The 19259-nt window shown below is 32.9% G+C and carries 13 protein-coding genes; 1 reads left to right on the top strand and 12 read right to left on the bottom strand.

Features of this window, described 5'->3' with window-relative positions:
• Nucleotides 1-7: 7 nt before the first annotated feature.
• The 10 genes from NO995_RS15155 to NO995_RS15110 all read right to left on the bottom strand — a co-directional run bounded on the left by NO995_RS15155 (nt 8) and on the right by NO995_RS15110 (nt 15859).
• A complete protein-coding gene (locus NO995_RS15155) occupies nt 8-3271 on the bottom strand; it encodes a SusC/RagA family TonB-linked outer membrane protein (RefSeq protein WP_258228233.1) in 3264 nt (1087 codons plus the stop codon).
• Nucleotides 3272-3436: 165 nt separating this feature from the next.
• Nucleotides 3437-4570, bottom strand: a complete 1134-nt coding sequence (locus NO995_RS15150; RefSeq protein WP_258228232.1) for a FecR family protein — start codon at nt 4568-4570, stop codon at nt 3437-3439.
• Nucleotides 4571-4671: 101 nt separating this feature from the next.
• Nucleotides 4672-5232 (bottom strand): RNA polymerase sigma-70 factor, encoded by a 561-nt coding sequence (locus NO995_RS15145; RefSeq protein ID WP_258228231.1) that lies wholly within the window; start codon nt 5230-5232, stop codon nt 4672-4674.
• A gap of 99 nt (nt 5233-5331) precedes the next feature.
• Nucleotides 5332-6378 carry a TlpA disulfide reductase family protein gene (locus NO995_RS15140; RefSeq protein WP_258228230.1) on the bottom strand — a complete coding sequence of 349 codons (1047 nt, stop codon included), beginning with the start codon at nt 6376-6378 and terminating at the stop codon, nt 5332-5334.
• Between the two features lie 50 nt (nt 6379-6428).
• The gene (locus tag NO995_RS15135; RefSeq protein WP_258228229.1) at nt 6429-7277 is read right to left on the bottom strand and encodes a thioredoxin family protein; all 849 of its coding nucleotides are present in this window, start codon (nt 7275-7277) and stop codon (nt 6429-6431) included.
• A 99-nt stretch (nt 7278-7376) separates the two neighbouring features.
• On the bottom strand, nt 7377-8882 hold the full coding sequence (locus NO995_RS15130) for a PKD-like family lipoprotein (protein WP_258228228.1): 1506 nt from the start codon (nt 8880-8882) through the stop codon (nt 7377-7379).
• A gap of 33 nt (nt 8883-8915) precedes the next feature.
• Entirely contained in the window at nt 8916-9707 is a 792-nt protein-coding gene (locus NO995_RS15125) for a DUF4843 domain-containing protein (RefSeq protein WP_258228227.1), read from the bottom strand.
• Between the two features lie 11 nt (nt 9708-9718).
• The gene (locus tag NO995_RS15120) at nt 9719-11179 is read right to left on the bottom strand and encodes a RagB/SusD family nutrient uptake outer membrane protein (protein WP_258228226.1); all 1461 of its coding nucleotides are present in this window, start codon (nt 11177-11179) and stop codon (nt 9719-9721) included.
• Nucleotides 11180-11201: 22 nt separating this feature from the next.
• Nucleotides 11202-14420, bottom strand: coding sequence for a SusC/RagA family TonB-linked outer membrane protein (locus NO995_RS15115; protein WP_258228225.1), 3219 nt, complete (start codon nt 14418-14420; stop codon nt 11202-11204).
• A 254-nt stretch (nt 14421-14674) separates the two neighbouring features.
• Entirely contained in the window at nt 14675-15859 is a 1185-nt protein-coding gene (locus tag NO995_RS15110) for a FecR family protein (RefSeq protein WP_258228224.1), read from the bottom strand.
• A gap of 137 nt (nt 15860-15996) precedes the next feature.
• Here NO995_RS15110 and NO995_RS15105 point away from each other — a divergent pair, with 137 nt between their 5' ends.
• Nucleotides 15997-16581, top strand: a complete 585-nt coding sequence (locus NO995_RS15105) for an RNA polymerase sigma factor (RefSeq protein WP_258228223.1) — start codon at nt 15997-15999, stop codon at nt 16579-16581.
• A gap of 2 nt (nt 16582-16583) precedes the next feature.
• Here the strand turns inward: NO995_RS15105 and NO995_RS15100 are convergent, their stop codons facing one another.
• Together NO995_RS15100 and NO995_RS15095 are read right to left on the bottom strand one after the other, a co-directional pair.
• Complete coding sequence (locus tag NO995_RS15100) at nt 16584-17180, bottom strand: HD domain-containing protein (protein ID WP_258228222.1); 597 nt, start codon at nt 17178-17180, stop codon at nt 16584-16586.
• Nucleotides 17181-17264: 84 nt separating this feature from the next.
• Nucleotides 17265-19253: an adenylate/guanylate cyclase domain-containing protein gene (locus NO995_RS15095; protein WP_258228221.1), complete on the bottom strand. Its 1989-nt coding sequence runs from the start codon at nt 19251-19253 to the stop codon at nt 17265-17267.
• Nucleotides 19254-19259 lie beyond the last annotated feature (6 nt).

Genomic DNA, 19259 nt, shown 5'->3' with positions numbered 1-19259 from the left:
TTTTTTGTTAGAACCTTGCATTTAAACTGAATGACACATTTTGAGCAAACGGATAATCGATACCACGCTCCACCTTAACTGATGACAGACGGAATGTATCATTCATATAAGCATTAAGTCTTAACTGACTTAAACCTAAACTTTTAACAAAACCGGTATTACTGAAATCATAGCCTAAATTGATGGACTCCCCAATAAGTACATTTTCTCTTTGAATAAAACGCGAAGAGATTGGTGTCGCATCAAAATTGGTAATACTTTTAAACATGGCCTCATCTCCAGGTTCTTTCCAACGTTCGGTTAATGCTCTTAAATCCTGATTACTGAAATCGTACTTACGAATATTTTCAACCTTATTAAACAATGCAGTATTTAACACATCACCACCTACTCTATAACGGAAATTAACACCAATAGATAAGTTTTTAAAACGCAGATTACTACTTACAACTCCCTCTACTGTAGGTCTGGAATTCCCCATAACTTTTACGTCATCTGAATTGTAAACATAAGTTGGCACTCCATCTAAAGTTTGAAACACCTCTCTACCTGTTCCTGGATCAATACCTAAAGATTCTACCGCCCACATATCGTCTGGACTATAACCATCTGTGTAACGAATTAAACTTGCATTTTGACGTTCCTGATCGTTAAGCGATTCTAAAATATTATTAAAGCCCCCATATTCATTTTTAAGTGCGCTTGCCGTTAAGCCAAGCGTCCAAATAAAATTCTCTTTTGGATTATAAATTGGCGATACTCTTAAAATAGCCTCTATACCTCTTGTATCCATATAACCGGCATTAATAGGATATCCGTATACACCAGTTGATGATGGCAGGTCAATTTTAACTACTAGCGGATCTGTCTTTTTTGTATAGGCATTAAAAGTAGCATTAACTCTATTTCCAAACATGGTCATGTCTATTCCCACACTGGTTGTTAGGGTATTTTGCCATTGTAGGTCGGGGTTAGCCAAGGTATTCACGGTAACTGCCTGACCAAAAACATTTACATACTGCTCAAAACCATAAATTGTAACCGATGACAGATTTCCGAAACCTTGGTTACCCACAGAACCTATATTTCCTCTTAACCTTAACTGAGACATTACCTCTGGATTAATATTGAATGCACTATGTAAATTAACACCAGCACCAGCAGACCAGAATGGCGAATATTTCTCATTAGAGCCAAAGGAAGTAGACCCATCAAGACGATACGTTGCATCTAAAAAATATGTATTATCGAAAGCATAGTTTGCACTTGCCAATACATTTACTCTTCTATATTTACTTTGAGCCGTTGATGGCTTAGAATCTGGCTGATAACTAAAAGCATAAGCAGGATTACCATTTGTCCCTAAAGGAAATCCAACCGCTTTAACTGATAAGCGATCAAAACTTGTTTCTTCTACTTCACCACGAATATTTGTTGTGACACTGTGTTTTTCGTTAAATACCTGAGCATATGTGGCCATGGTATTTAATCTGAAATTAAAATTGTCTGTTCGTGTATTTGTGTAACTACCACGTTGTTTGTAATTGGCACCTTTGAAGTCTGTATGCTCAGGTGGTAAAAACACTTCCGTTGTTGTTATACCTTTACTAAGCTGAAGACCAGACTGTACTCTAAACTTACTATTAAAGGAATAAATAGCCTGAAGGTTGTTGGTAAGTAATAAATTATCAGTATTGTTAAGCACATTAAGTGTTCCGTTATACAAAGGATTATTGTAGCTTGTTCCAAACAACCCATCGATATCTAAAAACTTCGTAATATTTCCTTCTTCATCGGTTTTTCTGAAATAAGGATTGGCCTTCGCAAAATTTGAAAAAGAACCATAAGGCGATTCGTTTGAGTCGTACCCATTAACTCTTAATCGGTTGGTGATATTCAATTTATCTTTACGATAAGTTAAATCAATATTGGCTCCCCAGGTCTCTCGATTAGAACCCTTCATTACACCTTTAAGATTTCTATAATTCACGCCTACACCGTAGGTAAAAACATTATCCCCTCCGTCGGCATAAATAGAATGTCCTTGAGTAACCCCAACCTGTAATGGTTCGTTTAACCAATACGTATCCACACCTCTTTTTACTTCTGCCAGTATGGTATTATATCTTCTATCGAATATTTTTTGATCGGTTGCATCTGCTGAATAATATAACCCTGACAGTTTCTCATATTCAAGCTTTTGCTCGGCATCCATTAAATTATAGTCGGTTAAGTCTGGCATTTCTAATCGTAAATCGGCATTATACATAATTCTTAATTTTCCCGATTTTGGTTTTACTGTTTCCACAACAATAACACCGTTAGCTGCCTTTGCCCCATAAAGCGCCGTAGAGGATGCATCTTTTAAAATAGTAATAGATGCCACACGACTCATATCTAAATCTATAATTGCACGAAGGGTGGTTTCAAAACCATCTAAAATAAATAATGGCTGGTTTGGATTATTCCCAAATTCATCTCTTAAATTATCTGTAGACACACTGGTTTTTCCTCGAACTTCTATATCTGGAATTCTATTAGGGTTCGATCCTAAATTATTATTTTCTACTATAACGAACGAAGGATCTAAAGTTTTTAAACTTTCTATAATATTTAAATTGCCAATGGCTTTTAACTCTTCACCTGAAACTGTTGTTACAGCCCCTGTAAAACTTTCTCTCTTTCTTTCAACAATTCCGGTAACTACAACCTCTTCCAGTTCACTTAAATCCGGTTCTAGAACCACATCTATTTTAGTTTTTTCACCTACAACAATCTCTGTGGTTTTATACCCAATATAACTAAATACCAAAACGGTTTCATCGTCGGCATAAACAGCATATTGTCCGTCAAAGTCGGTTGTTGTTCCTTTGTTAGTTCCTTTTATTAAAATTGTAACTCCCGGAAGAGGCATTCCGCTCTGGTCTTTTACAACACCCCTAATGGTTTCCTGAACCAGTTTAGGTTTCTTTATTATGATGGTATTAAATTCAGAAATCGAAAAATTCAAACGATTTGAAATAATACATTCTTTTAATAAATCAACAATTTTAATTTTTCCTTTTTTAAGATGTACCAAAGACATGTTTTCAAACAAATCATCAGAATAGATAAAATTATAATCTGTTTGATGACTGATCATGCTAAAAACTTGATCTATAGTTACGGCTTTATCTTCATCTACCACAATTTTGGTATTCTGAGATAACGTATTTGAGGGCGCCAAACTAAAGACTGTAAAACACCAGGAAAAAATCAGAGTTCGCATCATAATTTTTAAACACCGTTTACCCAACAAGGCACGGAGGTTAATTAAGTTAATTTTCATAAATTTGCATGAATTAGTTAGTTAAACCTTTTTAATTAATTATTTTCAATGTATAAGGAGGGAGAAATATTCACGGTCCAAGGTTTATATTCTTTTCCCTCTTTTTTTTTATTTCAAAATGATTGTTTTTCCTTTTATTTCATAAGACTCAAGCTTTTCTGTAGTCTTTATTAATTCTAATATGATTTCTAAATTTTGTTTTCGGCTTAATTGCCCGTTAAACTTTTGATGTTTAATTGATTCTCCTTGAATAACAAAGTCCACATCATACCAACGCGACAATACCTTTATAATATCCAGCAATGGCTTTTTATTAAACATAAAGTCGCCATCAATCCAGGCTAATTCGGCATATACATCGGTGATTGTTTTACTAATTTCTTTAGTTTTTGTATTAAAAACAGTCTGTTCTCCTGGCTCTAATAAAAATGTTCCGTTCTCACTTTCAACTTGTACTTTTCCTTCAGCTAAAGTGGTATAAATAAAGTCCTCATCTTTATATGCCTTCACATTAAACTTTGTACCAACAACTTCTATGCTTTGACTATTATTCAATACAAAAAACTTGCTTCCCTCATTTTCATCACTTGATGATACTTCAAAATAAGCTTCCCCATAAACAAGTTCTACTTGTCTGGTCCTTCCTTTTATAAAGTTTACAGGATATTTTATTTGAGTTTCAGAGTTTAACTGAACCTTAGTACCATCAGAAAGTTCCATAGAAAACTCGCCGCCTCTTGGTATGCTTAAGGTATTGTAAACAACAACATTGTTTTTCTTAGCCTGCGATTTGTAGACTATTTTTTCGCCGTTACTAACAATGTTTTCTTTCTCATAATTAGCTCCGTTTTCTAAAGCGATTTGAGTGCCATCATCTAAAGTTAAAATAGCTTTATCTACTCCAGGTAAAATTTTAGTCGTTACAAATTCTTGTGAAGATGATGATTCTTTTAAAAGCTTAGTAAAAACCGGAACGCTAAGTAAAATAACTACCATCGCTGCAACAGCATATTTCCAATATGATGATGTTTGGTTTTGAGAAGCTTTTATTTTTTCCTCAAGAAGTTCCCAGGCAGCGTCTTTATCAATATCGATATCATTTATTGAATCTGAATAGTTATTCTTGACGTGTTCGAAATAATCCCGATGTCTTTGAGATTCCTGATACCAAGATTCAAACTGAATGTTCTCCTCCTCTGTTATGGTATCGTTTAGTTTTTTAATGATTAATTTGAATTCCATTTGTTTGGTTTAATGTCTTCGTTTAACACTACGACAACACAACCTTAACAATGGGTGACAAATTTTTATAATTTTTTAACAAAAATGTTAAAAACTTTCATTTATCTCTTCAAATCGAGTAAAACTAAAACAACTGTAATCATTTCTGTAATTTTTATTTTTGATCGCTTAAGCTGCGTTTTTACCGTGTTTACAGAAACACCAAGCTCTTCAGCTATTTCAAGGTAAGTATAATTTTGAATAAATTTTAAACGGACTATTTCCTGCATTTTTTCGGGAAGCGAATCGATAATTTTTAAAATTTGATGATATATAATTTTTTTATCATCTTCTGAAGCAGTTTCAACAACATGCTCTGAAAACAATTCTATATTAAATTCGAGTAATTTAAAATTATCAGTAATCTTTATCGATTTTAAATAATTAAAACAACGATTTCTAACCATTGTGTAGAGATAACTATTTAGCGAAGTGTGCACGTCCATTTTAGAAGCATTTTCCCAAATGTAGATAAATACCTCCTGTACTAAATCTTCACTCGCGTCCTTATCAAATAAAAAGCCATTAGCATAAGCTACCAAGCCATTATAATGACTATCGAACAAGTTTTTAAAAACTTGTTCATCTTTATTTCTTATGCCTTGTAAAATAAGGTTCATCATCTTGACTTAGAGCGAATTTAATTATAAATCTAATAAAAAAATCTTACATAAAACAAAACGGCAATTCAAATGAATTGCCGTTTTGTTTTTGTTTTTATTTTAAGATTTCACAATATCTAATAATTTGTGAATTGCTTCTTTATTTGATGGTCTTGGCGCATCGAAATCTACAATATTACCTTGCGGATCGATTAATATAAATCTTGGAATGGAATTTATATTATAGGCCAAAGCAAACTCAGATTTTGTAGCATTTGGAGCCAATATTTGTACTCCAGACATATGTTTATCTTTCACCATTTTGCTCCATTTTTCCTTATCTGATGGTTTATCAACAGACATACTAACAAAAACGATATTCTCATCTTTATACTCCTTTTCCAATTCTTCTAAATAAGGAATTTGAGCCTTACACGGTGTACACCAGGTTGCCCAGACATCTATAAACACATACTTACCTTTAAAATCTGAAAGCGATGTTTTAGAGCCATCATAATTTTCATAATCAACAAATTCAGGAGAAACGCTCCCTTTATCTAACTTTGTGGCAAAACTATGTTCTTTCTCATATTTTGAAGTAATATTTTTAATATAGCGCTCTGTAAAAGTATTTTCTTTTTCTATTTGCTCTGGAGTAATAGTTTTATAGGAATGCAAAGCAGTATTTAAGGTTCCTCTTAACGTATTAACATGTTCTTCAAATTCAGCTTCATCAAAACGATACCAAATTTTAGGGTCGAAACCTATATCAGAGCTGATAATTCTGTATTTCTCACTTTGATAATTATTATAATCAGCAAAGTCATTACTAAACTTTATTGTATTTTTAAAATCACTTGCATCTACCTCTAAATAAATATTGGCTCCATTCTCGGCATATAATTTAGTCATCACCTGATCTTCGTTTAATAACATTTGAAAATCTGATTTACCGGACTTCACAGCGAACGTATCTTTAAAGGTTCCATTTTCCTGAATGGTAATTGTTTTATTATCACCTCCCATAGTATAAAGCGTAACCTCTTTAGATTTAGCATTATGTATAGTTCCTGATATTTCAACAAAATTAGGATGTGACCGATTTGCTTTGCAGGCAAACACACCACCTACCACAATTAATAATGCTAAAGTTTTAATTTGGTTCATTTTAATTCTAAATTATCTTTTCTGTTTTTAAATATATATCTATTTCTTTTCTATTTCGATTCACCTCTGTTTTTTTCAAAAGTTTTATCAAAACCTTCTCTAAATCGTTCCCATTCACTTTCGGTAAAATGAGGCTTAACCTTCCTTAAAAATTTATTAAAACCAGAAATATCATTATTACTCGCAAAAACCTTTGCTTTTAAGTTCACTGTAGAAGCGATATAGTTTCGTACAGGGACATGTCCATAAGCACTGGAAAGTGACGATGCATTTTCTATAATATAATCGGTATATTCACCTCCAATTCGTAGACCTGTAATGATTAAAAATGGTATTTCTTCACTTAAATTTTTCTGAGATTTTAGATACGCATCGACCACCTCGAAAGGCACTTGTCGTTTGTTCTTTAGGTATGCATCATTGTAAAATTCGGGGTACTCTCCTTCTAAAGCTTTTGAATACGCTTTAAATTGCTTTTTACTCTCATTAGACTTTGCCAATTCTAATACCGCGACTAATTCCTCTACACCATGATACCCTGAAGTAACCTCTATAGTATTCCCGTTAGCATCTAAAACAATAAACGAAGGAAACCCTGTGACACCATATTTTCGGGCAATTTTTTTACCAATATCTTCCTTAAAAATATCTGATTTAAAAGCGATAAACGATGTATTTAACACCTCAACCACTTTAGAGTCTGGAAACACTTTATCGTCCATTTGCTTACAAGGAAAACATCCTGTAAAATACAAATCGACAAATATTAATTTGTTTTCTTTTTTGGCTTGTACAAGTACTTCTTCCCATGATGCTTTATAAAAATTTGTTTGGGCAGAATTTAATAACGGACTAAACAATATAAATATAAAAACAAGACCTTTAATAATGGTTTTCATAAATTTTATTCGATTTTTTTGAGCCAAAACTTCAAATATTAACATAAAGGGTTGATTATTAAAACCAACCCTTTAATAATTTATCTTATTCTATAATACTTATCGCTGTCTGTATGCCACGCTTTTTACTTTACCAAATCCTGAATAAGAACTCACTAAATTTAATGGGTTATCAAGATTTTGAACATCATAGAACTCTAAAGTTCCTTCTATTCCATCATGACGACCAACAATTAAATGGTTTTGCATTTCTACGTACGATGTATTTACCTCTCCTGCGAAATCATGAAATTTAAGCAAGGTTATCTCATCGCTACCAGCGTCTAATTCTAATCGCACCTCAGGTGTTACCTTAGTCCAGTCGTATCTATACACTTTAGAGCCGATATTGTAGTAAATATATCCATAAACTGGATTTATAGCAATATGTTCTGCCTGAGCAAACGGCGCTTCTTCATCACCTGTTATTTCTTCATAGTAAGTTTGAGACGAATTACCAATATTAAAGTTGGCTAAGTAATGTTTAGAAGTAGCTGGATCTTTTAGTATACTAAACACATAATTTCCTTTTAACCCAGAATAATCATTACTTGTCATATAAACAAGATCCATTCCTGTGTCATTGTAGTTGAATTTAGTAGATCTCGATGCGGGCATCGTATACATAGCCCCTCGGTAAGCTCTTACATAACGCTTATTGGTTGTATCATATAAAGCTGCAAACGTTTGATAACCTTTTCCCATCATTGGAGATACATCAAAACGCTCTCCTGCAATAGTATTTAGTGGACTACTATAGGCTCTTTGCATACTAAAGTTATAAAAATAAACATTGTTATCAACCAAGGCAAAGCTGCTAAGCCCTACTGGAGACTCTAATGCATCCAACTCCAAATCTTCTGGTTGTGGACTTTGAAACTCCGCCGATACACGCATTTCTGGCGACCATTCAAAGGTGTCCGGATCTACTCTGGTTGTTCCATTACCTGTGGTAGACACATAAACACCATAAATAATCTCTCCCGTAGTCATATTCCTAGTAAAAGTGTAGCAATTCATGAATTTTGCTTCTCCACTAAGTTCTAAACCATTTTCTGCAAACACATCATAAAAAGGCTGATATTCTCCATTATACAAGGAAATCATGTCTACTCTTGGATTTTGGTCGGTATCGCTTAACACCAACCAACCTTCGTAAGTAGTATTAATCACTTCCAAGTTAAAATCGTATTGAGTTTCAATTCCTGTTTTTTCATCGGTAACAAAATAGTAACCAATATATTCCCCAGGTTTTAAATTAATAACTGCATCAAGATTTTTGGTTGTTCCCAACTCGGTTGCTTGTTGCTTTCCTGAAGCATCTGTAACGGCAACCCATCTATACGAATACTCACCTGCACCGTCTACATCTATACTGAATTTAACTTCAGGATTTATAACTAGGTTTGTAAAACGTTCTACGGTATAATCTTCGCTTACAGCATTAATTTCTACTTCATTAATATCTTTATAATCGTAATTCCCTTCATCGTCCATACAAGATACTCCCAATGTTAAGGCACCTGTTAGAGCAAGAAAATGTAATTTTATTTTATTTAATCTCATAATTTTTTAAATATTATGTAATTCAACAACTTATTAAATTGAGTAAGCATTATCTCCAACTCTCATCTCACTACCATCGGCCTCCATAACAGGATCGTTAGCTGCTCGACGTTCATCTAAATAATCTCTTAAAATTCTTGTGTCGGCAAATAACCCAGAAGGTGTGGCATATCCTGAAAAGAAGCTATCTAGAGGTTTGCCTGTTAATTCAACTAACAAATAAATTTTTCTTGAAGACCACTCTCCCAAATAGTTATCATATATAGACACCCAATAGGAAGGCTTAGTTAAAATATCAGAAAATGTAATTTCGAACTCCGTAAAACTTAATGGACGATCTACATTATGATATTCTTCTGTTGTATAAATATCTGTACCAAAATATTGGTTTGGTAACAACTTAAAACTTACAGATTTAATTTCCTCTCTTAAAGAAGCATCTCTAAATAAGGTAACTGGAATATAAGCTCTAACTGAATCTGCTGGTAATACCACCGAAGTAGGCATTGTAAAATTCACACCTTCTTCGGCTGTAGTTTTATCGCTTAAAATCTTTATATTAACTGTTCTGTCCATTTTAGAAGTATATCCTAAAATTTTAACAGGCACATTAATAATGGTATCTGTTACCGACTGATCAAATTGCACAAAAGAAAAATCTAAACTATCTAATGTTTGAGTATAATTTTCTCTTCCTTCTTTAGCCCATTCAAAATAAACATTGCTAACAAGTGTATCGAATTCCTGTAGTTCATCTTTAGCACAAGCCACTAAACTAAGAAGTGTGCTGCACGCTAAAATTGATATATAAATATATTTTTTCATCTTCTTAAATTTTAATTACGGTAATCAGTTTCAGACAATGGTAATGGCACCACATATTGATCGGCTCCCATAGTATAAGGAGATACACCTTGTGTTCCACTATTTATAGTTGGTACATTTAAGCGTTTGTAGTAAAAGAACAACTGACCTTCACCGTAAAACTCTTTTTTATACTCCTTAAAAATTTCGTTTTGTAAATTGCTAGGCTCTATATCTCCTGCTACACCTCTGTTAGCTCTAACCGTATTTATGTATTCAGCAGCTACCGCAGGGTCTGGCTCTGTTTCTGCCGCTATATAATACATTTCAGTCATTCTAATTAATGGCTGTTTAAACCTAAAATCTGAATGATCTTTATTTGCTACGTCAGCGTATTTATAGAATAAATGGTACGCTCTACCTGATTGTGGCACAATCCATGTAGTTGTAAATCGGTAATCTTGCAAAGTCTCAAAGGTGCTTAACAAAATACTATAATCTGCTGTTAAAACATCTTGATCTCTATTAGTGGTAAAATAATCAATTTGTCTACCATAAAGGTCTGTATTAATTAAACCAAAAATTACTTCTGTAGAAAATGTACGATCAGGGTCATTACTATCAAAAACTTTATCTTCATCTGTCCAAGGGAACCATTGAGACGCATTATCTATAATATATTTGGCGGCTTGTAAAGCTTCTGTTTTATTTCCTGCATATAAATTTACACGAGCCTGTAATGCTTTCACAGCATAGTAATTAAAACGATATTGTCTTAATTGATTTAATTTGTCCGCTTCTGATTCTAAAATTTCTAAACCTGGATCACCAAAACCATACAAATCTGCAGGACCTTCACTAATAATAGCATCGTTTTCTAAAAAGGTTTCTGCTAACTCCAAATCCGTTAATACCAATTTTATAACTTCACTTGCCGATAAAAATTCTAGGGTATTTCCAGAGTTATCTAAAGAATAAGGTATAGCTTCCTTCTCTGGGCTTACACTGTATACAGGTCCATACAAACGTAATAAATCAAAGTGCAACATTGCACGAAGGCCATAAGCTTCGCCTTTAACAATATTCTCCTCTTCTACTGTTAATACGCCCGGATACATTTCTAATCCTGTTAAAAAATTATTTAATGCTAAAATGGTGGCATATTGCGTAGACCAAATACTATTAAATGCACTTCTTGCTTTAGGATCTTCATAATCGTAATGAGCAATCCCATACCAAGAATGATTCTCTCCAGGTGTTTTATACTGCTGCCCTAATAAATCTACCGCACTCATGGTTAAATTTCCTCCATAAGTTTCTGGGCTCGCCATGTTTGTATAAATACCATTTAAAGCAGCTAGTATTGATTTCTTAGACTCAAACACTTGTTCTTCTAAAAACTTGTCTTCTGGTTTTATATCCAGATAATCGTCACAAGACACTAACACAACAAGCATTATTAGTGTTATAATATGTTTTATATATACTTTCATAATATATCTGTTTATTCTTTTTTTAGAAATTAGCATTTAAACTAAATGATATCGATCTGGCAAACGGGTAATTTATACCGCGCTCAGATTGAATTGATGACACACGGAAAATATCGTTCATGTAAGCGTTTAACTGTAAACGCTCCAATCCAATACTACGCATCCATGCTTTATTTCTAAACTGATATCCCAAATTAATAGATTCTCCAATAAGCACGTTTTCTTCCTGAACAAAACGAGAAGACATATTAACTCGCGTAAAATTGTCAATAGCCTTAAATAAAGTTACGTCCCCAGGATTTACCCATCTTTCGGTTAAAGCTCTTAAATCTTGATTATTTATAACATTAACTTTAGATATGTTTTCTACTTTGCTGTATAATGCATTATTAAACACATCACCTCCTAAACGGTATCTTAAATTCACACCCACAGTTAAATCTTTATATCTAAAGGTGTTTCCTATTACACCTTCAACAGATGGACGGCTATTACCTACCTTTTTAATATCACTAGCGCTATACTCGAAAGTAGGGAGACCTTCTTTTGTTAAAAACACTTCTTCTCCGGTTGCTGGGTCTATACCCAAAGATTCTACAGCCCATAAATCGTCTGGACTATAACCATCATAATAACGTTGTAAAGAATTATTTTCAGTCGCCTCGTCATTTAACTTTTGTAGAATATTACTGAAATTATCATATTTACTGGTTACGGTTGCAGTATTTACACTTACCGTCCATATAATCTGATCTTTAAGATTATAAACAGGAGAGAATCTCACCATACTTTCTATACCTGTTGTATTCATTAATCCCGCATTAATAGGGTATGATACAATTCCTGTAGATGATGGCTTATCTATTTTAACCACTAAAGGATCGGTTAATTTTTTATAAACATTAAACTGTGTAACGATTCTATTTTTCAATAATGATGCCTCAATACCAAAACTGTAATCCAATGTTTTTTGCCATTCTAAATCTGGGTTAGCTAAGGTTATTAAATCTAACGACTGGCCAAAATTATTAACACTTTTAAAGAAGTTATAAATACTTGCATCAGACAAATTACCAAAACCTTGATTTCCTGTTTGACCAACACTACCTCTCAATCTTAATGAAGACACATAATTTTCATCTAAGTCAAATTGATTCGCTAAGTTCCAACCTGCCCCAGCCGACCAGAATGGTGTGTATTTATTGTTTGCTCCAAAAACTGTAGATCCATCTAAGCGGTAGTTTACATCAAAGAAATACATTTTGTTATACTCATAGTTAGCACTACCTACAACATTTACTCTTCTATAAACATTTGAGGTATTTGAAGGTGAAGAATTATTCTGGTAACTAAAGGAATAACCAGGATTACCATTTGTTCCTAACGGAAATCCTTCGGCAGCCATGCTTATCCGTCTATTATCACTTTCTTCGACAGATCCTCTTAAGTTGGCCGTAATTCTATGTTTATCGTTAATAACTGTAGCATAGGTAGCCATGGTATTTAAATTATAGCTAAACTGCTCGGTTTGATTAAATTTATAAGTACCTGCCTTAGTAAAAGCTGCTTTCGCAAAACTTGTATGAGATGGATCTAAGAATACTTCGCCTGTTGTACTAGACTTATTGATTTGCAATTGTGTAGTTAAACGTAACTTAGGATTAATCGTTAATATTGCTTGTAAGTTGTTTGTTATTTGCGTGTTCTTAGTTTCATCATAAGAATTTAAACTCGCATTGTACAAAGGGTTTCCTATTAATGGTTTTAACAAACCATCATCACGTGTTTCTCCAACCCAATAATCGTTGATATCTAAATATTTAGGAATACTTCCGTCCTCATTATATTTTCTGAAATAAGGATTCGCTTTTGCGAAATCTGAAAATGACCCGTAAGGCGACTCGGCGGCATCATATCCATTAATACGTAAACGGTTGCTAATATTTAACTTTCCTTTTCTGTAGGTCAAATCGAAATTGGTTCCCCAGGTCTTACGCCCAGAACCTATCATAACACCTTCCTGGTCTCTATAATTTACACCAACACCATAAGTAATGTTTTCTGCTCCTCCGCTTATATATAATGAGTGCGCCAAAGAAGTTCCTACCTGTACTGGTTCGTTTAACCAATAGGTATCTACACCACGTTCTATTTCAGATAAAATATTGTTATACTGCTTATCTAATTCAAACTGACCAATATAGTTTTCTGTATTCGAGTATGTCCAATATCCAGCTAATCTTTCATACTCTAACTTTTCTCTGGAATTCATTAAGTTATAACCACTTAAATCTGGTGCTTCAATTCTAAAATCGGATGTGTAATTAATTTTTAATTTTCCAGCAACTGGTTTTACAGTTTCTACGACAATCACCCCGTTAGCGGCTCTTGCACCGTATAAAGCAGTAGATGCAGCATCTTTTAAAATAGTAATCGATGCCACTCGATTCATATCTAAATCGATAATATTTCTTAAAGTGGTTTCGAAGCCATCTAACACAAATAATGGCTGATTAGGGTTTCCTCCAAATTCATCGCGAATATCATCAGTAGAGATACTTGTTTTACCACGAACCTCAATATCTGGTAAACGGTTAGGGTTAGACCCTAAAGCATTATTCTCAACAATAACAAATGAAGGATCTAAAGTCTTCAAACTTTCAATAATATTTAAATTACCTATAGCTTTTAAATCTTCTCCTTTAACTGAAGTTGTTGCTCCTGTAAAGCTTTCTTTCTTACGCTCTACAATACCAGTAATAACGACTTCTTCTAATGCACTTACTTCTTCTTCTAAAGTAACATCTAATTTTGTTTTGCCTTTAACCTCTAATTCAACAGTTTTATATCCTATATAGCTGAATACTAATATTGACGAATCATCCACTGTTAATGCATAATTTCCGTCAAAATCTGTTGTGGTTCCATATTTTGTACCTTTTACGATAACGGTAACACCAGGAAGTGACATTCCACTTTTATCAGTAACAACACCAGATACTTTAATTTCATTTTCAAAAGATGCTGTATATTTCGGACTGATTAAAATAATACCATCCTCTGTTCTTTGAACATTATAAGTGTTCCCTAACAAAGTATATAAAGCATCTATAACATCAGCATTATTAAAATTAGCAGAAACTATGCGGTCTACATTTACTTCTTTATCACTGTAAAAGAAGTCTACATCTGCTTCCTTTTTAATTTCTTTTAGTGCATCATGCAATGTAACTTTCCCCATTTTAATGGAGATTTTCTGAGAAAAAGAAAAAGCAGTGATACTGAAAAATGCGATACATAACATGAGAGAACGTTTCATGAACCGTATAATTAAAGGGTTGAGTTTACTGAGTAACCTACAAGTTGTTGTGGTTAACTTTTTTTCCATAAATTTGTGTGTTTAGTTAATTAATTGAGTTTTAATAGTTTTTTATTAGCTAACAAATACTTACATGGGGAATGTTGCAGCATTTCCCATTTTTTTTGCTGCTAATATTACTTGGTTAGCGTTATTTCATACTTTTCTGTTTTGTTATTTTTAGTTATTTTATAATTGACTTTAGTGGTTTTACTTATCATATTTAGCAAATAGTCTACCTGCTTATTTTTATACGCTACACCGGTAAATGTTTCGCTTTTTAAGCTTTCATTTTCTATAATAACATCTACATTATACCAACGACTCATTTTTACAAGAATTTGTTCTAAACTTTCTCGCTCGAAATAGAATTTACCTTCTTTCCATGCCGTGTAGACTTGAGTATCTACCGAAGCCACATCTATACTTGGATTCATCTTTTCAATTACGGCACGTTGTCCAGGTGCTAATATTGTACTACTTTGATCCTTTAAATTTGAATTTAATGCAATGCTTCCTTCCACTAATGTTGAAGAGAAATATTCATCATCGTCATAAGATGATACATTAAACTGTGTACCAAGAACAGTGATATCTGCCGAATTGGTTTTTACTATAAAAGGACGCTTGCTTTTAGTCACTTCAAAATAGGCCTCTCCTTTTAAAGTTACCACACGTTGATCTCCAACAAAACGTTCTGGAAACTCTAACGATGTTGCCGAATTTAACCACACCTTTGTCCCATCAGGTAATTTTATTTGATACACACCACCAACTGGAACATTTAATGTGTTTATTTTCGGCTGTTCGGTAATTAATTCTTCCTGATTTGTTAATGCATCATACACTAAACCTTCTTTTGTATTTTGAATACTTGCAAGCTCGTCTTTCGAAATTAATTCGTCCTGATGAGCCGCCAAATCTACAACGCTACCATCAGATAAAACCAATGTTGCCTTTTGATCACCCGGAAGGATTTCCTTTAGAGCATTTTCGACAATAACCTCTTCATTTTTATACGTCTCATTATACACACCAATTCCAACGGCAATAAATAAAATTAATATTGCAGCATACTTAAATACCGTTTGAAGCTTAAATACTTTAGGCTCCTTACGTATTTTATTCATTAAAGTTTCGACCGTAGCTTTAGTATTCGGATGATTTACACTATAAGTAATAGCATAATTCGTCTTCACAAATTCTTTAAAGATTTGCTTATTTTTCGAATCTTCCAACCATTTTGAAAGCTGTCTTAATTCCTCTGGATTAGCCGATTGCGATAAATACTTTAATAATATATCTTCTATTTCTTTAGACATGTATTTCTACGTTGTTTTTTTAATTAATACTCAACAAAAATTACCCACCCTTGCTTTTATTCTTTCTTTTTTTACTTTTTATTATTTTTTTTGTGACATTTACGAAACATTTCCTTTTTTTTGACACAAACTATTTAATGTCTGCATCACATGAGCATAATATAAATTTAATCCTTCTACTCCAAAAAGGAGATGAAGAGGCCTTTACCAACCTTATAAACACCTACCACAAGCCTCTTTTTATTTATGCACTAAATCTATGTAAAGATCATGATACAGCAGAAGACATTGTTCAAAATACATTTTTAAAAACCTGGAAATACAGAAAAAAACTAAACCCTGATTTACCAATAAAAAACCTGTTATATAAATCTACCTTTAACAATTTTATTAGTCATTACCGCAAAGAAAAGCCTTTTCAATCAATAGAAGACACTTATATTGAAGCTATAAACGAAACAATTGATGAAGATAATGGGGAAATGTTAGCTAAAAAAATAGCGATGGTTACTCAAGGGATCGAGGAACTTCCAAAAAAATGCAAGGAAATATTTTTACTGAGTAAGCAGGACGGATTGACCAATATTGAAATTGCAGAATACTTAAATATATCGGTAAAAACGGTTGAAGGCCAGATTACAAAAGCCTATCGCATTTTAAGAGACTTAATAGGAAGTCAGTTAAAGGAAATACTGTTTATTCTATTCGATATTATGAAATAATACTATTTCGCAATTTCATTCTCAATTAACTTTTCTAATTCCTTTATACGTTTCACTTTTTTAGGCTTTCTGTACTTTTTAGCAAACTCGGTGAGGTATTTGTGATCTTTCAAAAATGTTATCTGCATTTTATTCCACTCCTCAACATCCAGATTAAACCCCTGATTATTCAATTCTTTTAAAAGCTGATCTCCGGTAACATAAAAATCTCTTCTTCCCAGATAATCCAAATCTGAATCACATATTATTTTTTCCAAGTTAGTTTTTGGAGATTGTGGCACTTTGGTGGCCAAAATCAATCCTTTAACAATTTTAATATCTTTTTCAGAGAAGTTGTACTGATGCATTAATCGCTTGGCTATAACAACACCTTTTTCTTCATGATTTTCTCTTCCAACGGTAAAGCCAATATCATGAAGTATAGCTCCTATACGTAATAATTTAGCATGATGATTATCAATTTTTTGTCTTCGAATATATTTATTGACCACGTTAAGAACATCAAGCGTATGAATAATATTATGATAACAAAGTTCTTCAGGTAATTCTGTGTTTAAAATATGTAGAGCATGTTTTCTTAATTTTAAGTAGCCTTTCATACGCTATTGCTTTATTCTCCAATAATCATTGGATTCAACAAAGATTGAATTATAATATTTTTCCTATTAAATATAATAAATTATTTAAACAGCAGTCCTATTCAATTGAAGCCGATCTAAAAATCCCTGATCTTTTATTCCGTTTACGAAAAACATTTTCATAATTCCACGGTTTTTCACTTCAATCTCACCCCGATATTTACAGTCGAAAACGTCTTTAACAATGTCATAAGTGTTTTCAGAAATATTAATTCTACCGGGTTCTGATAGCGACTCCATTCTTGAAGCTACATTTACAGTATCTCCCCAGATATCGTAAGCGAACTTATGAATTCCAACAACTCCGGCAACTATGGGTCCGGTATTAACACCAATACGAATATCGAATGTAGTTACGTTTTTTCCGGCATTTCGTTTCGATTCATCAATAAACTGCGCAATTTCGAAAGCCGCCATAATAACTTTAAAAGGATGATCGGAGGTTGGGAATGGCAAGCCTCCTGCACACATATAGGCATCACCAATAGTTTTTATTTTTTCGATGCCATATTTTTCCATGATTTCGTCAAACTTAGAAAAGTAATAATCTACACTATTTACAAGGTCTTCCGGAGACAAATCTTTAGCAAAATAGGTAAAACCTTTAAAATCGGTAAACAATACTGTAACAGATTCAAACTTCTTAGCTTCTACTTTACCTTTTTCTTTTAGCTCAACTGCCGTTTCTTCAGGAAGAATATTGTGTAATAAATTTTCTGATCGTTTCTTCTCCTGCTCAATAATTAGATTTGTTGCCTTCACAAACTTATAGCGTTTATATAGTCCCACCGCTGATATAAATACAACGAGAATAGTTAACAAAGAAACCAAAATAACACTTTTTTGTCTTTTTTGCTTGAGCTGCATAATTTCTGAATCTTTCTCTAAAAGACCAATTTGATCTTCCTTTTTCTCTAAATCAAAATCAAACTGAAGTCCTCTTATTTTATCATCTGTTTCTAGGTTAAATAAAGAATCTTTTTTAGCTACGTATAATTCATTGTAGTAGTAAGCTTTTTCAAAATCACTATTCATCGCATAAGTACTCGACAAACCTTTGTATATATCTCTCAACTCATCGTTAGCCTCAATACTTTTTGCTAAGGCTTCTGCCTCTTTGTAGGCTGCAACAGACTTTTTAAAATTTTCCTTTCTATAAACTTCTCCTAAAGCATCTAAGGCCTGAATCTGAGATAGTAATAACTCATTGGATTTTGAAATCTCATAAGCATCATTAAAATTTTGTATTGATTTCTTAATCTCATTTTTCTTTAATAATACTTTACCAATTTTAAGAAGATTGTCTACACGTTTAGAAACAATGTTATTAATAACCAAAGCTTCCTGATAATAATAAAGTGCTTCATCATATTGTCCTTTTTTATAGTATACTTCTCCAACTCCCATTAAGTATCCTATTAAAAGTTTGGAATCATTATCATTAACATTTTGCTTATAGTCATTAAACTTATTGAAATACTCCAATGCCTTATCATAATTCCCCATTTCTGCATAGAGCCCTCCAATATTTAACAAAGTTTGAGCTACATTATAATTGTCTTTAATTTTCTCCGAAATACTTAAAGAACGTAAATAATAATCCAATGCCTTAACATTTCCTCCCTGACTATAGTAAATAACTCCCAAATTATTTACTACTGTAGCCATACCAATTGTATCATTAATAGATTCAAATTCCTTTAATGATTGCGTCCAGGAATTAAGTACATCAAGATACTTCCCTTGATAAAACTGAGTTAGTCCTATATTTTTTAATGAATAAGCCACTCCCCTCTTATAATCTATCTCAATAGACAAATCATTAGCTTTCTTTGCAGCTGAATAAGATTCGTTAAAATCACCTATACCGATTAATTCCTTACTTAATTCATTTAAAGCAATAACCACTGTGGTATCCTTAACACCTGAGTTAACAATTCTTTTAAGACTATCTATAGAACTATTTTGGCCGAAACCTGAATAAGCTAACAGAAAAAACACACAAATAAAAAGTAACCCTTGCCTTAAATTCATAGAAAC

The sequence above is a fragment of the Aestuariibaculum sp. M13 genome (assembly GCF_024723255.1).
GTDB lineage: Bacteria > Bacteroidota > Bacteroidia > Flavobacteriales > Flavobacteriaceae > Aestuariibaculum > Aestuariibaculum lutulentum.
Note: the sequence above shows the minus strand (reverse complement) of the source record. Positions and strands in the feature narration are given on the sequence as shown.

Coding starts and splice junctions, on each gene's coding strand:
- NO995_RS15155 (WP_258228233.1), bottom strand. CDS start 3,271: ATGATGCGAACTCTGATTTTTTCCTGGTGTTTTACAGTCTTTAGTTTG.
- NO995_RS15150 (WP_258228232.1), bottom strand. CDS start 4,570: ATGGAATTCAAATTAATCATTAAAAAACTAAACGATACCATAACAGAG.
- NO995_RS15145 (WP_258228231.1), bottom strand. CDS start 5,232: ATGATGAACCTTATTTTACAAGGCATAAGAAATAAAGATGAACAAGTT.
- NO995_RS15140 (WP_258228230.1), bottom strand. CDS start 6,378: ATGAACCAAATTAAAACTTTAGCATTATTAATTGTGGTAGGTGGTGTG.
- NO995_RS15135 (WP_258228229.1), bottom strand. CDS start 7,277: ATGAAAACCATTATTAAAGGTCTTGTTTTTATATTTATATTGTTTAGT.
- NO995_RS15130 (WP_258228228.1), bottom strand. CDS start 8,882: ATGAGATTAAATAAAATAAAATTACATTTTCTTGCTCTAACAGGTGCC.
- NO995_RS15125 (WP_258228227.1), bottom strand. CDS start 9,707: ATGAAAAAATATATTTATATATCAATTTTAGCGTGCAGCACACTTCTT.
- NO995_RS15120 (WP_258228226.1), bottom strand. CDS start 11,179: ATGAAAGTATATATAAAACATATTATAACACTAATAATGCTTGTTGTG.
- NO995_RS15115 (WP_258228225.1), bottom strand. CDS start 14,420: ATGGGGAAAGTTACATTGCATGATGCACTAAAAGAAATTAAAAAGGAA.
- NO995_RS15110 (WP_258228224.1), bottom strand. CDS start 15,859: ATGTCTAAAGAAATAGAAGATATATTATTAAAGTATTTATCGCAATCG.
- NO995_RS15105 (WP_258228223.1), top strand. CDS start 15,997: ATGTCTGCATCACATGAGCATAATATAAATTTAATCCTTCTACTCCAA.
- NO995_RS15100 (WP_258228222.1), bottom strand. CDS start 17,180: ATGAAAGGCTACTTAAAATTAAGAAAACATGCTCTACATATTTTAAAC.
- NO995_RS15095 (WP_258228221.1), bottom strand. CDS start 19,253: ATGAATTTAAGGCAAGGGTTACTTTTTATTTGTGTGTTTTTTCTGTTA.